The sequence below is a fragment of the Arthrobacter sp. NPDC058127 genome (assembly GCF_042884555.1).
Classification (GTDB): domain Bacteria; phylum Actinomycetota; class Actinomycetes; order Actinomycetales; family Micrococcaceae; genus Arthrobacter.
The window spans coordinates 171,083-184,834 of sequence record NZ_JBHVTT010000004.1; the positions used below are offsets into that span (position 1 = coordinate 171,083).

Annotated in this window: 14 protein-coding genes; 6 read left to right on the forward strand and 8 right to left on the reverse strand. The window is 64.5% G+C overall.

Translation table 11 applies throughout. From position 1 onward, the window contains the following. Positions 1–51: 51 nt before the first annotated feature. The gene (locus ACFVTG_RS08655) at positions 52–357 is read left to right on the forward strand and encodes a hypothetical protein (protein ID WP_284752477.1); all 306 of its coding nucleotides are present in this window, start codon (positions 52–54) and stop codon (positions 355–357) included. After that, positions 335–2,554: a thioredoxin domain-containing protein gene (locus tag ACFVTG_RS08660; RefSeq protein WP_390279605.1), complete on the forward strand. Its 2,220-nt coding sequence runs from the start codon at positions 335–337 to the stop codon at positions 2,552–2,554. The genes ACFVTG_RS08655 and ACFVTG_RS08660 overlap by 23 nt, the downstream gene beginning before the upstream one ends. On the opposite strand, the gene ACFVTG_RS08665 is transcribed toward ACFVTG_RS08660, so the two are convergent. Continuing rightward, complete coding sequence (locus ACFVTG_RS08665) at positions 2,551–3,192, reverse strand: hemolysin III family protein (RefSeq protein ID WP_390279607.1); 642 nt, start codon at positions 3,190–3,192, stop codon at positions 2,551–2,553. The genes ACFVTG_RS08660 and ACFVTG_RS08665 overlap by 4 nt on opposite strands. Positions 3,193–3,434: 242 nt before the next feature. Between ACFVTG_RS08665 and ACFVTG_RS08670 the strand changes: the two genes are divergently transcribed. After that, a complete protein-coding gene (locus ACFVTG_RS08670; protein ID WP_284752570.1) occupies positions 3,435–4,196 on the forward strand; it encodes an isoprenyl transferase in 762 nt (253 codons plus the stop codon). A gap of 371 nt (positions 4,197–4,567) precedes the next feature. After that, positions 4,568–5,842 carry a PhoH family protein gene (locus tag ACFVTG_RS08675; protein ID WP_390279610.1) on the forward strand — a complete coding sequence of 425 codons (1,275 nt, stop codon included), beginning with the start codon at positions 4,568–4,570 and terminating at the stop codon, positions 5,840–5,842. A 138-nt stretch (positions 5,843–5,980) separates the two neighbouring features. On the opposite strand, the gene ACFVTG_RS08680 is transcribed toward ACFVTG_RS08675, so the two are convergent. Next, positions 5,981–6,625: a GNAT family N-acetyltransferase gene (locus ACFVTG_RS08680; protein ID WP_390279612.1), complete on the reverse strand. Its 645-nt coding sequence runs from the start codon at positions 6,623–6,625 to the stop codon at positions 5,981–5,983. Positions 6,626–6,799: 174 nt separating this feature from the next. Next, positions 6,800–7,570: a hypothetical protein gene (locus ACFVTG_RS08685; RefSeq protein WP_284752482.1), complete on the reverse strand. Its 771-nt coding sequence runs from the start codon at positions 7,568–7,570 to the stop codon at positions 6,800–6,802. Positions 7,571–7,629: 59 nt separating this feature from the next. Between ACFVTG_RS08685 and ACFVTG_RS08690 the strand changes: the two genes are divergently transcribed. Both ACFVTG_RS08690 and ACFVTG_RS08695 read left to right on the forward strand, forming a co-directional pair. After that, the gene (locus ACFVTG_RS08690; protein WP_390279614.1) at positions 7,630–8,211 is read left to right on the forward strand and encodes a prepilin peptidase; all 582 of its coding nucleotides are present in this window, start codon (positions 7,630–7,632) and stop codon (positions 8,209–8,211) included. A 160-nt stretch (positions 8,212–8,371) separates the two neighbouring features. Next, complete coding sequence (locus tag ACFVTG_RS08695) at positions 8,372–8,845, forward strand: NUDIX domain-containing protein (RefSeq protein WP_284752484.1); 474 nt, start codon at positions 8,372–8,374, stop codon at positions 8,843–8,845. On the opposite strand, the gene ACFVTG_RS08700 is transcribed toward ACFVTG_RS08695, so the two are convergent. The 5 genes from ACFVTG_RS08700 to ACFVTG_RS08720 form a co-directional block, all read right to left on the reverse strand. After that, on the reverse strand, positions 8,833–9,033 hold the full coding sequence (locus ACFVTG_RS08700) for a hypothetical protein (RefSeq protein WP_284752485.1): 201 nt from the start codon (positions 9,031–9,033) through the stop codon (positions 8,833–8,835). The genes ACFVTG_RS08695 and ACFVTG_RS08700 overlap by 13 nt on opposite strands. Positions 9,034–9,095: 62 nt before the next feature. After that, entirely contained in the window at positions 9,096–10,808 is a 1,713-nt protein-coding gene (locus ACFVTG_RS08705; protein ID WP_390279616.1) for an MDR family MFS transporter, read from the reverse strand. After that, complete coding sequence (locus ACFVTG_RS08710) at positions 10,805–11,473, reverse strand: TetR/AcrR family transcriptional regulator (RefSeq protein WP_390279618.1); 669 nt, start codon at positions 11,471–11,473, stop codon at positions 10,805–10,807. The genes ACFVTG_RS08705 and ACFVTG_RS08710 overlap by 4 nt, the downstream gene beginning before the upstream one ends. Before the next feature lie 127 nt (positions 11,474–11,600). Further along, positions 11,601–13,037 (reverse strand): class II fumarate hydratase, encoded by a 1,437-nt coding sequence (locus tag ACFVTG_RS08715; RefSeq protein ID WP_284752488.1) that lies wholly within the window; start codon positions 13,035–13,037, stop codon positions 11,601–11,603. 97 nt (positions 13,038–13,134) lie between these two features. Next, positions 13,135–13,749: a carbonic anhydrase gene (locus tag ACFVTG_RS08720; RefSeq protein WP_078105935.1), complete on the reverse strand. Its 615-nt coding sequence runs from the start codon at positions 13,747–13,749 to the stop codon at positions 13,135–13,137. Between the last annotated feature and the right edge of the window lie 3 nt (positions 13,750–13,752).

The window sequence follows — 13,752 nt, forward strand, 5'->3', positions numbered from 1 at the left end:
CAAGCGTAGAAGTCGCCAACCGGCTGGAAACTCCCATAGAAGGTTTGAACCGTGCACCACTTTCTCATCGCCCTGGCCACGACCCCGTCGCCTACCCCGACCCCGTCGCTGCGCCCCGGCTTGTCGGAAGACCAGGTGACCCCGGGGACCTGGGGTTTCGTCCTGACTGCCTTCATCGTGGTGCTCACGACCTTCCTGATCGTTGACATGGTCCGCCGGATCCGGCGGGTACGCTACCGCGCCCAGGTTGAAGAAGCCTTGGTCGGCGAGACCGACGGCGCTGAGACTGATGAAATAGTCTCGGGCAAGCCGGGCGCAGAAGACTCCGACGGCGATGCCGGCTCCGGAGCCCGCTGACCCGGGCAACACCCGGCAATGGCCGGGGGCGTCCAACGCCCTCGGCTCGGAACCGTCCGCCTATCTTCGCCAGCACGCCGACAATCCGGTGCACTGGCGGCCGTTCGGCGATGAGGCCTTTGCGTTCGCGACGGCTCGCGATGTTCCCGTATTTCTTTCCATTGGTTACGCCGCGTGCCACTGGTGCCACGTCATGGCCCACGAGTCCTTCGAAGACCCGGACACCGCCGACTACCTGAACGCCCGGTTCGTGGCCATCAAGGTGGACCGCGAAGAACGCCCCGACGTGGATTCGATCTACATGGCAGCCACCCAGGCCATCAGCGGAGAAGGCGGCTGGCCGATGTCCGTCTTCCTGACGCCCGATGGCCTGGCCTTCCATGCAGGAACGTATTTCCCGCCAACGGCCCAGCCCGGGAGGCCGTCCTTCCGCCAAGTGCTTGAAGCGGTCCACGAGGCGTGGCTGGAACGCCGGGACGCCGTCGAGCAGAATGCCCGGATGCTCGCCGTCGGCATGGCCAATGCCCAGCTCGCCGCGGCAGTGTTCCTGGACCGGCCGCCTGAAAGCGTGGACCGAAGCCTGCTGCCGGAGGCAGTGCGACTTCTCGCCCGCTCTGAAGACCCCGACGGCGGCGGCTTCGGCGGCGCTCCCAAGTTCCCGCCGTCGGCGGTCCTTGAGTTCCTGATACGGCACGCTGCCGTGCCGTCGGACACCTCGGACGCCGCCCGCGACATGGCGGGCCGCACGCTCGCCGCAATGGCCCGTTCCGCACTGTGCGACCAGCTCGACGGCGGCTTCGCCCGGTATTCCGTGACCGCGGATTGGTCCGTGCCGCATTTCGAGAAGATGCTTTACGACAACGCCCAGCTCCTCCGGGTCTATGTCCATTGGGTCCGGCTGCGCGGCGATTGGGTCCTGCCGGCCGGCGAGGCCGCTACTGTTGCGTCGCGGGTCGCGGACTGGATGCTGGACTCTCTCGGGGTGGGCGATCCCGCAATCCCGGACGGACTCGCTTCCTCGCTGGACGCCGATACCGTGGTGGACGGAGTGCATCACGAAGGGGCGTCGTACCTGTGGATTCCCGCGAGCCTCGAAGCCGTGCTCGGCCCGGGAGACGGCGCGGCCGTGGCCAGGCTGATGAACGTGGGGCCGTCCGGGACGGTCTCGGAGCTTGGATCTCCGCTCCATCCCGGACGCCAACTGTCCGGCGCGGAATCGCGGTTGTGGAACCGCGTCAGGCCCGCCTTGCGCGCCGCGCGCTCGGCGCGCCCCCGGCCCGCCCGGGACGATAAGGTCGTGGCAGGGTGGAATGGCCTGGCCATCGCGGCGCTTGCCGAAGCCGGTGCGGTCCTGGACAGGCCGGAACTGGTGACCGCCGCGGAAAGCCTCGCCGAGTACCTGGCGCGGGTCCATTGGCGGCCGGGCTCAAAAACCGGCGCAGGGGTGCTGATCAGGGTTTCGCACGATGGCGTTGCGCGAGGGATCAGCGGCCTGTTGGAAGACTATGCGTTTTGCGCCGAAGGCTTCCTGGCCCTCTACGCTGTGACCGGCCAGCGGCGTTGGTACGGCTTCGCGGAGGAGCTGATCAGCGGCGCCTGCGCGCGTTTCGTGGTGGACGGCAGGTTGTCGGACTCCGTGGGGGAGTCGGCCCAGGTATTCAACGCGCAGGGCCAGCACGCGGGCCTGGACCCCTTTGACAATGCCGCCCCCAGCGGGGCAGCGGCCTTTGCCGGAGTGTTGCTGAGCTATGCGGCCTACTCCGGTTCGCACGAGCACAGGGCCATGGCAAGCAACATCCTCTCGCTCCTGCCGTCCATAGCCGGGCGGGCACCACGGGTAGCGGGATGGCTGCTTGCGACCGCCCAGGCAGCCGCGGCTGGTCCCATAGAAGCCGCCGTATCCGGCCCACCAGGCCCCGAACAACGGGAACTCCACCGCGCGCTGTTGGCGTCGTCGAGCCCGGGAATGGTGGTTGCGGTCCAGCTCGGTGTGGCCGGCGAACAAGCGCCCGACGACGGCGCGCCGCCCGGGTCCCGCGCCACGGAACCGGAGGTGCCACTGCTCGAGGCCCGCACGGCTGCTGCGGACGGCTCACCACAGGTGTATTTGTGCCGGGGGATGGTGTGTGACCTGCCGCTTGGCTCTGTCGAGGAACTCGTGCAGCGCCTGGACGCCATGACGGGTGCCGCAGGCTAGCTCAGCACGGCAATCATGATTGCGGCGAAATGTGCAGCGAAGGCCAGCACCGTGAGGGCATGGAAGAGTTCATGGAAGCCGAAGTTCAACGGACTTAAGTTGGGCTTCTTGATCCCGTAGAAGACCGCCCCCGCGATGTAAAGTGCCCCGCCGACACAGATCAGGATCGCGGCTGGAACGTTCGCCGTGAAGAACTCCGGCAAGTAGAACAACGCCCCGCAGCCCAGTGCAACGTAGATAGGCACATAGAGCCAACGTGGAGCGCCCGTCCAAAGAACCCGGAAGAGTACTCCCAGCAGTGCTCCGGACCAGATCACCCACAGCAGGAGCACGGCCTTGGGGCGCTCCAGCAGCGACCAAGCGAGGGGCGTGTAGCTGCCCGCGATCACCAACATGATGTTCGTGTGGTCCAGGCGCTTGAGGACCATCCGGGTCTTCGGCTCCCAATTGCCACGGTGGTAGACCGCGGACACGCCGAAGAGCAGTACACCCGTCAAAGCGTAGATGGCGGAAGCGATTTTGCGATCTGTCGTTGGCGCCAATGTCACCAGGACGATCCCTGCCGCGACGGCGAAAGGCGTGGCCACAGCATGTATCCAGCCGCGCCACCTTGGCTTGATTATGAGCAGCTCCGACATCGTTAAAGCGTAACCCGGCCGCGGATAAGTTACTGCGGAGTAATGAGTTTTGCGATCGTTTTCTGCTGCTCAGGTGTGCCGACTGGCCAGTTCGGGAAGGTAGCCTTGGTGGTGCGCCTACGGCAGCAGTCCGGAGGCGTCGATAGTTGTTCGGCGGAAGGTCTGCTGCCAACGGGCCAGCCGCCGTCGTTGTTTGTTTCGCTTTTCACGTTTTGTTCAAAGGAAGTCAGGTGAGTGTCCGGATGGAGTGGCCCGGCTTCCTCTACGGCTTCTACGAGCGCAAACTGCTCCGTTCGCTCGAGCAGGAGAAGATTCCCCGGCACATCGGCGTCATGGTGGATGGCAACCGCCGCTGGGCGCGGCAATTCAACGCTCCCACGAGCGAAGGCCATCAAGCAGGCGCGGACAAGATCCACGAATTCCTCGGCTGGTGCCAGGAACTTGGAGTCAAAGTCGTCACGCTGTACATGCTCTCGACGGACAACATGAACCGCTCCGGCGAAGAGCTCGAACTGCTCATGGGAATCATCGCCAACACCCTCGATCGCTTGGATGACGACGCCAACATCTCGGTCCACGCCATGGGTGCGCCCGAGCTCCTTCCGGACTACCTCGCCGAGCGGCTGAACAAGCTCACGGCCCGCACCCCGATCCGCTCGCGGCTGCACGTGAACGTCGCCGTCGGTTACGGCGGACGCCGCGAAATCGTTGACGCCGTGCGGGAACTGCTGCACGACGCCGTCGCGCACGGCCGCAACATCACCGAGCTGGCCGATGAACTTTCGGTGGACGACATCTCTCGTTTCCTCTACACGCGCGGCCAGCCGGACCCCGATCTGGTGATCCGCACGTCAGGCGAGCAGCGCTTGTCAGGTTTCCTCATGTGGCAAAGCGCCTACAGCGAGTTCTACTTTTGCGAGGCGCTCTGGCCCGCGTTCCGCAAGGTTGACTTCCTGCGGGCCCTGCGGGATTACGCAGGCCGCCAGCGCCGTTTCGGTTCCTGACATGTGACTTCCCGGTGAGCACCCGTTTACGGGAAGTTCACATGTTGTCTACACGAATCGCCGTTTGGGCTAACCGGAAATGTAATCGCACGGGAATACGTTAATCCCATCAGTAGGCAAACCGCCTGCTGATCGGGGAGGCCAGTAGATGGAGCGAATCATCGCACCAGTTACGTGGGGGGCCGCGCCCGGCCTTCCGGCCGAGCCGCCTCACGAATAAGCCGGGTTCGCCCGGGGCTGGAGTCGATGTGGCTATTTCTGAGCAACTGCCCGTAGTCGTTTCCGACGGGGAAAGTTCAGCTACCTCTCGCACCAAGCGGGCCAACGGTGGACGGACGGCAAAGTCCGCGACCCCGACAGGTCGAAGCTATGTGATTGACACTTCCGTATTGCTTTCCGATCCGCACGCCCTGTTGCGCTTCGCGGAGCACGAAGTCATTGTCCCGATCGTGGTCATCACAGAATTGGAAGGCAAACGCCACGATCCCGAGTTGGGCTACTTCGCCCGCAAGGCCCTCAGGCTCCTGGACGACTTGCGCATCGAGCATGGTGGCTTGAATCAAGCCATCCCGATCGGATCCGACGGTGGCACGCTGCGTGTCGAGATGAACCATGTGTCCACCGAAGTGCTGCCAGCAGGATTCCGCGGCCCGGACAACGACAGCCGCATCCTGGCCGTCGCCAAGAACCTCGCCAACGAAGGCCACAACGTCACGGTCGTCTCCAAGGACCTCCCCATGCGCGTCAAAGCCTCCGCGATGGGGCTGTTCGCGGACGAATACCGCAATGAACTCGTCAAGGACTCCGGCTGGACCGGCATGGCGGAGATCGAAGCCAGCGAGGACGAAATCACCACCCTGTACGGGCACGAACCGGTTTTCATTCCGGCAGCAGCCGAGCTGCCCGTCAACACGGGCCTGGTGCTGCTCTCGAACCGGGGCTCCGCCCTGGGCCGCGTGGGTGCGGACAAACAGGTTCGGCTGGTCAAGGGTGACCGTGATGTCTTCGGACTCCACGGCCGCTCAGCGGAGCAGCGGCTTGCGATCGACCTGCTCATGGATCCCAGCGTCGGAATCGTGTCGATCGGCGGCCGGGCGGGCACTGGAAAGTCGGCACTCGCCTTGTGTGCGGGACTCGAGGCCGTCCTCGAGCGCCGGGAACACCGCAAGGTGATCGTCTTCCGCCCCCTGTACGCGGTGGGTGGACAGGAACTTGGCTACCTGCCCGGTTCCGAGGCGGAGAAGATGAACCCCTGGGCGCAGGCGGTCTTCGACACTCTCGGTGCACTCGTCAGCCAGGAAGTCGTGGAAGAAGTCATGGACCGGGGCATGCTCGAAGTCATGCCGCTGACCCACATCCGCGGACGCTCGCTCCATGACGCCTTCGTGATCGTGGACGAGGCACAGTCGCTCGAAAAGAACGTGCTCCTCACGGTCATGAGCCGTATCGGCCAGAACTCCAAGATCGTCCTGACCCACGACGTCGCCCAGCGGGACAACCTCCGTGTCGGTCGGCACGACGGCGTCGCCGCCGTCGTCGAGACCCTCAAGGGGCACCCGCTGTTCGGCCACATCACCCTGACCCGCTCCGAACGCTCGCCGATCGCGGCCCTCGTGACGGAATTGCTTGAAGGGGCGGAAATCTAGAGCTCCATGTGCGCAGAGGGCCGTGGCCGGGTTCGCCGGGCCACGGCCCTCGTGCCTCCGTCACTGACGCTCGCTCACATTTGTCGGCTTTCCTGCTGACGCTCGCTCACGTTTGTCGGGTTTCCCGCTGACGCTCGCTCACGTACCTAGGAAGTTGGCTGTAGTCTCGTGGCCCTCTACCTTTAGCTTCCAGTCCGGTCTGATGAACGATTCCGGAGTGAGTCGGACGCGTTGCACTTCCACGACGTCGGCGCCCCATTGGTCGCGATAGACACCGTTGAACTCATAGCCGAGGCTGGTGGAAACGCCCAGGGATTGCTTGTTCCAAATGGCAGCCTCGGAGGTTGCTATTTCTGCGTCCAGGTAATCGAAGGCGTAGCTGAGGGCGGCCGCGCGCATCTCTTTGCCGAGGCCTCGGCCTTGCGCGCCCTTCTTGAGCCAGGAACCGGTGGAGACAGTCTTCAACGATGCGAAGTTCTTCGCCTCCACATCTTGGCAGCCAATGAACTCGTTGTTGTGCCAGATACCGAAGAGGAGCGTCCACGATTCGGGGGTCATTCCTGCTCGGCAGCGCCAATACCATCGGGCCATGTTGGCACCCAACTCATCTTCGGGAACTTCCGTCCAGGGGTTGCTGAAGGGCGATTTCCCAGGCTCGTGAATGCCGCTGAGGGCCGCATTGACCGCTGCGGGGATGTCAGCGTCCAGGATTGGGCGCAACTGCAAACGGGGTGTGCTCAGGGTGAGGCCGAAGAGGGGCCAGATGGCGCTTAGCTCGTTCATCCGGGAAGCCTAGCGGACGGCCCGGGGTAGCTTGTCATGTGTCGGCCCGGACCGCTTTCTCATCAGCTGGTGAGCGGGCGTTTGGCCAACGGGGGCTGTATGTGAGCGGGCGTTTGGCCAACGGGGGCTGTATGTGAGCGGGCGTTTGGGGGGTGGGGGGCGGCGGGACGGCTCTTACGCGCGGGGGCCGATGTCCCAGCTGATGTGCTTGCGGACGTCGGTGAGGTTCATCGATTCGGCGAGGAACAGATCGTCAAGCATGTATTCGTCCACCCCCAGGATCCGCATCCAGTGCCCCTGGCCAGTGGTATCGCCGTCGAGCGATTGGCTGGAAACGCACACGCCCGTTCCCGAGTCCACCCGCAAGAGCGTGCGTCCGGGGAAGCACAGCGGTGTTGCCGCATCAGACGCCACGTAACTGTGTCCCGGCGTCGCGATGGTTTCCAACGCCGGGCGCCCCTCGTGGTCCACTTCCCGAATGGGGCCGAACGACACCCGGTTGGACTCGGGAAATTCCATCGGCACCGGCGCATTCCCGGCGAGCTCCACAGGATCGAGGGCTGCCGCGAGCCGACCGTTCCCGAAGGACGGTTCACCGTAAGCAGCCTCGGGACGCCGGCGGACCAAGCCTGCGGAGTCGTAAACGGGGGTCACCAAGTGGGCCGGCAACAGCCAGGACTTGCGCTTGGAACCGAGGTAAAGCCCATCGCGGGAATCGTTGATGCCGGTGGTGCTATGCAGCAACGCGCCGTCCATGGTTTCGAGTCGAAGCGCTCCCGGGCGACGCAGCCAGGCCCGCACTGTGGCGTCCGTGTTGCCGGGCCGATCCAGGTATTCGAACCTCAGGCTGGTCCATTTCCACGGGGAGGAACGGCAGAGGTTTCGGAAGGTGGAGGACATGTCGGCGTCCGGATTGCCTTGGATTTCTGCACTGTAGCGCCCCATATCCACAGTCTAAGCGTGCGTGACCGGCGCAGGTTTGAGAAAACCGATAGCATCCGAGAGTGATCCGACGACTCGGCGAATTGTGGGGGACCAGTTTCCCGGCCTTCTGGCTCTTGCTCGCAGCTTGTGTGTACTTTGCGATCATGGCTGCCCGCCTCACGATCATCGACGTCCGTCACCACCTCTTGCCCAACCGGATCGTCTTCCCGTCTTATGCCATCGCCGGTGTGCTCCTGCTCGGCGCAGCAGTATCTGTCACCCTGGCCGGCCGAGCGGCAACGAACCTCAGCGGCGGAGCGGCAGGGTCCACGCCCGACGGCGGTGCCTCCTTCCTCGGGGTGCCCGCCTTGGGAATCGTGGCCGGGGGAGCCACTCTATGGGTGTTCTACTTCATCCTGCGATTGGTGTACCCGCCCGGGATGGGCTTCGGGGACGTCAAATTGGCAGGTGTCCTCGGCCTCTACCTTGGCTATCTGGGTTGGGCGCATATTTTCGCCGGAACGTTTGCTGCGTTCCTCTTCGGCGGACTGTGGAGCCTGGGAGTCCTGGCTGCCCGGCGGGGAACCCTGAAATCATCAATACCCTTCGGGCCGTTCATGCTCGCGGGTGCCGCTGCGGCGATGTTCGCCCTGCCCGCGTGAGGACGGCAGCGAGCAAGGCGGCGCGAGAGACGGCCGTTCGAGCAGCCTGCCGCTGTCAATCGGGCATCGCCGGTGGGATACTCGCCCTACTGGCGGATCCGATCCTGAAGCGGAGGCAGTGCTCTTGTTGGTGATGATCGATTCGAAAGCGGGCTAGGCAGTGGCGGTCCCGGAATTCATCCTGCAAATCCGCGAGAAGATCGGCAACGACCCGTTGTGGCTACCCGGCGTGCGCGGCGTGGTCCTGGACGACGAGAACCGGGTCCTGCTGTGCCAACGGGCCGACAATGGCCGTTGGACCCTGATCACGGGAATGCTGGAACCCGGGGAGCACCCCGCCCCCGGTTTGCTCCGCGAGATCTTCGAGGAGACTGCCGTGGTGGCCGAAACCGAGCGGATCCTGGCGGTGGGAGTGATCGGCCCGGTCACGTATCCCAACGGAGACGTGTGCGACTTCCTGGATATTGCCTTCAAATGCCGCTATGTCTCAGGGGAGGCCCGCGTCAACGACGACGAATCAATCGCCGTCGGCTGGTTCGCCCTCGACGAGTTGCCTGAGATCAGTGCCGGCCACCGCGAAACCATCCGGCTCGCTCTGGAGCCAGGCTCCGCCGTCGCGTATCAGCGTGATTGACGGGCCGCGAGGATCGCGCGGGCAGCGAAGAGGCACGCGGCGGCACCGCAGGCAATAGCGCCTAGGATGGTCCACCATTCGCCCCTGGCGGAGGCAATGGAGACAGCCAGAAGGCCGAAAAGGACTGCCCCTAATCCCCATCGAACGGCCGGGCTGATGTTCGCGGATTCTTCGGGCTCTGAACTCATGGGTTCCAGCCTAGGCCAGACGCCCCTGGGCCGGACAACCCAAGGCCGGGCATGTCCCGGGCTCAACGTCGGGCGAGCTCGCCGTCGTTGTCGCCCACCGGACCGGACTGCGGCTCAGCGTCCGCGACCGCCGACCCCTCGACGGATTCCTCCGCGGACGCTTCGGCGGATCCTCCGAGGCGTTCGGCTTCGAGGCGTTCGGCCTCCTCGCCTCCGACAGCCTCACCTCGGGCCACCATTCCGGCGGTGTCGGAGAGCGGGATCTGCTTGAGGGTGACGGCGAGCAGAAGGGCGGCCGCGATGAACGGGATGAGGTACCAGAACACGGGTGCCAGCGAATCGGCATAGGCGTTGACGATGGCGTCCTTGATCTGGGCCGGCAGTTGGGCCAGCGTCTGCGGATCGAGCTTGCTCGTGGATTGAGCAGCCTGTGAAGCGGAAGCACCGGCGCCCGTGAATGCCTTGGTGAGGGACTCGGCGAGCCGCGTGGTGAAGATCGAGCCGAAGACGGCGACGCCCAACGAAGCCCCGACCTCGCGGAAGTAGTTGTTTGTGCTCGTTGCCGTGCCGATCTGCTCGGCCGGAACCGCGTTCTGGACCACCAGGACGATGACCTGCATGATCAAGCCCAGGCCTGCGCCGAAGATGAACAGCTGGATGCAGATGACCCAGATCGGAGTTGCTGCGGTGAGCGTGGTGAGCCACAACATGGCAACGATCGTGAGGCTCGCTCCGAGGATCGGGAACATCTTGTACTTGCCGGTCTTGGAGATGCGGATACCGGAGTAGATGGACGTGCCCATGAGCCCCACCATCATCGGCAGCATGAGCAAGCCGGAGACGGCGGCTGAAGTACCGGAGGACATCTGCAGGAACGTCGGCACGAAGGCGATGGCGGCGAACATGCCCAAGCCCAAGGTGAAGCCGATGGCCGTTGCGTTGATGAAAATCCGGTTCTTGAACAGGCTCAGCGGAATGATGGGGTCTTCGGCCTTGCGCTCCACGAGGACGAAGAGGAAGGCGGCAAGCACCATGCCGGCGCCGAAGGCCCAGGTGAGCGGGGAGTCCCAGCCTTGGTCCTTCTTGCCGCCGAAGTCGGTGAAGAAGATCAGGCAGGCCGTGGCAGCGGACAGCAGCAGCACGCCCAGGATGTCGATGCGCTTTTCGGCCTTCTTATTCGGCAGAGTGAGCGTGAACCAGGCGATGGTGAACGCCGCAATGCCGACGGGGATGTTGATGTAGAAGGCCCATTCCCAGGTCAGGTGATCGACGAAGAAGCCGCCCAGGAGGGGACCGGCCACGGCGGAGAGGCCGAAGATGGCGCCGAGGGGGCCCATGTATTTGCCGCGTTCCTTGGCCGGCACGATGTCCGCGATGATGGCCTGCGACAGGATCATCAGGCCGCCGCCGCCCAGGCCCTGGATGGCGCGGAAGATCACGAAGCCCCAGAAGTCGGTGGCGAAGGCGCAAGCGATGGAAGCTGCGGTGAACAGACCGATGGCAATAAGGAACAGGTTCCGCCGGCCCAGGATGTCACCGAACTTGCCGTAGATCGGCATGACGATGGTGGTCGCGAGCAAATAGGCCGTGGTGATCCAGGCCTGGTTCTCCACGCCGCCAAGCTTGCCGACGATCGTGGGCATGGCCGTGGACACGATGGTCTGGTCGAGGCTCGAGAGCAGCATTCCGGCGATCAACGCCGAGAAAATGATCCAGATCCGTTTCTGGGTCAAGAGCAGCGGTGCGGCTGCTTTGGTCTTGAGAGTTGTACTCACGGTTGATCCTTCTGGGGTTCGACGGGGTTGGCGTCCAGCGGTTGGGCGAAGAGCGTGCGGGCTGCGTTGAGGTTCCTATCCAGCAGTTCCCGGTAGGGCTCGGTGTTCTCCTCGGAAAAGAACTGTTGGCTTGTCTTCTTGGTGACGGCGCCGAAGACCGCGGCGGCCATGATGATCTCGGCGTGGTCCGCGGCGAGGCCTTCACGGGCGGCGATCAGCTCGGCGAATTGGCGCTCGCGGACTTCGCCTTCGCGGGTCAACCGGCCCAGGAGCTGGGGCTCGGCTGTGACAGCGGCGATGAGCTGGCGGATCTCCGAAGGGCTGACGGTGGACCGCTCGAGGACCGCCAGGGTGAATTGCCGCAGTGCGGACAGCAGCGAGTCGGAGATCGTGCCGTCGGCACGGGCGGGATTGCGGCTGAAGCCCTCCAAAGCGTCCTCGGGAAGCTCGTCGGAGAATGAGCCGATCACCGCGTCTTCCTTGGTGTGGAAGTAGTTGAAGAACGTCCGCCGCGATATCCCCGCCTGTTCGCAGGCCTCCTCGACGGTAAATCCGTTGAGTCCGCGTTGGGACGTCAGGGACCGTGCGACGGCGGTGATCGCCGCGCGGGTCTGTGCGCGTTTGCGCTCCCGGAGTCCGCCGTCGTTAGTTGCACTATTTTCCACAAAGTAAAGTTTTGCACTTTTTGTAGTGCAAGAAAGCTTCCACGGCCAGGAACGACGACGGCGGCCGGCACCTTCCGTGGGGAAGGTGCCGGCCGCCGTCGGGCTGGCCAGTCGGGCTGGCGGGAAACTAGGCCTTGTGGGCCGGGCGGGTCATGGTGGTGACGTCGAGAGCCTTGTCGAGCTGCTCTTCGCTCAGTTCGCCGCGCTCAAGGTAACCAAGTGAGATCACGGCTTCGCGGATGGTCAAACCCTCGGCAACAGCCTTCTTGGCGATCTTTGCCGCCGCTTCGTAGCCGATGAACTTGTTCAGGGGGGTCACGATGGACGGGGAAGCCTCGGCAAGGAAGCGGGCGCGCTCCACGTTGGCCGTGATGCCGTCGATCATCTTGTCGGCCATGACGCGGCTGGTGTTGGCCAGGAGGCGGATGGATTCGAGCAGGTTGGCAGCCATCACGGGGATGCCGACGTTGAGCTCGAAGGCGCCGTTGGTACCGGACCAGGCAATGGCGGTGTCGTTGCCGATGACCTGGGCGCAGACCATGATCGAGGCTTCGCAGATGACCGGGTTGACCTTGCCCGGCATGATCGACGAGCCGGGCTGGAGGTCCGGGATGGAGATCTCGCCAAGTCCCGTGTTGGGGCCGGAGCCCATCCAGCGGAGGTCGTTGTTGATCTTCATGAAGGAGATGGCGATGTTGCGCAGCTGGCTGGAGCCCTCGATGAGCCCGTCGCGGTTGGCCTGCGCTTCGAAGTGGTCGCGTGCCTCGGTCAGGGGCAGGCCGGTGTCGGCCGCGAGGAGTTCGATAACGCGCTCCGGGAAGCCTTCCGGGGTGTTGATGCCGGTGCCGACCGCGGTGCCGCCCAGGGGAACTTCGGCGACGCGGGGGAGGGCGGCGTTGATGCGCTCGATGCCGTAACGGACCTGCGCGGCGTAGCCGCCGAACTCCTGGCCCAAAGTCACCGGAGTGGCGTCCATGAGGTGGGTGCGGCCGGACTTGACGACGTCCTTGAACTCCGCGGCCTTGCGGTCCAGGGAAGCAGCCAGGTACTCAAGGGCCGGGATCAGGTCGTTGATCAGGGCCGACGTCGCGGCGACGTGGACGGACGTCGGGAAGACGTCGTTCGAGGACTGGGAAGCGTTGACGTGGTCGTTCGGGTGGACAACTTTGTCGCTCCCGGCCGCCGCGAGGGCACGCGTCGCCAGTTCAGCGATGACCTCGTTGGTGTTCATGTTGGAGGACGTACCCGAACCGGTCTGGAAGACGTCGATGGGGAAGTCGCCGTCGTACTTCCCGGTGGCAACCTCATCGGCAGCGTTGGCAATAGCCGCGGCGAGCTCGCCGTCGAGCACCCCAAGTTCAGCGTTTGCCAAGGCCGCAGCCTTCTTGACGCGGGCCAAGGCCGCGATGTGCGCGCGCTCAAGCGTCTTGCCGGAGATCGGGAAGTTCTCCACGGCGCGCTGCGTCTGGGCGCGGTACAGGGCGTTCACAGGAACGCGAACTTCGCCCATCGTGTCATGTTCAATACGGAACTCGGCCGTGTTGGATTCTTGAGTGGAAGTCATGGGGCTAGCTTATGGCGAGCAGCCGCTTGACCGAAAACCGGTGGAGCAAAGCTACGGCCGCTGGTTGCCGCCCTTTGGGGGCGGCCCGGCATCCGGCCTAGAGCTTGCCGATCCCGGAAACCAGCGCCGCGCGGCCTTCGTCCAGTTTGTAGGAAAGCCCGACGACGGCGGCCCGGCCGTCGTCGATCGCGTCGGAAATCACACGGGAACTGTCGGCCAGGCGGCGGGCCGTCTGCTTGACGTGCTCCACGACCATCTCGTTGACGTCCGTCTGCTCGTTGCGCATCGCGGTGAGCACGGAAGGCGTGATGCGCTCCACGAGTGAACGGATGAAACCTGCAGGCATTTCACCGGTCTCCACGGCACTCTTGGTCGCGGTCACTGCGCCGCAGCTGTCGTGGCCCAGGATCACGATGAGGGGGACATGCAGTTGGGAGATGCTGTACTCCAGCGAACCGAGGACCGCGTCGTCGATCACCTGACCGGCGGTGCGGACCACGAAGGCATCGCCCAGGCCGAGGTCGAAGATGATTTCCGCGGCCAGGCGGGAATCCGAGCAACCGAAGATCACGGCAAAGGGGTGCTGGTCCTCGACCAAGGAATGCCGCCGGGATGCGTCCTGGTTGGGGTGCAAGGATTCCCCGGCGACGAAGCGTTCGTTTCCTTCGCGCAAGCGGCGCCAGGCAAGTGCAGGAGTCAGATAGGTAGCCACGGC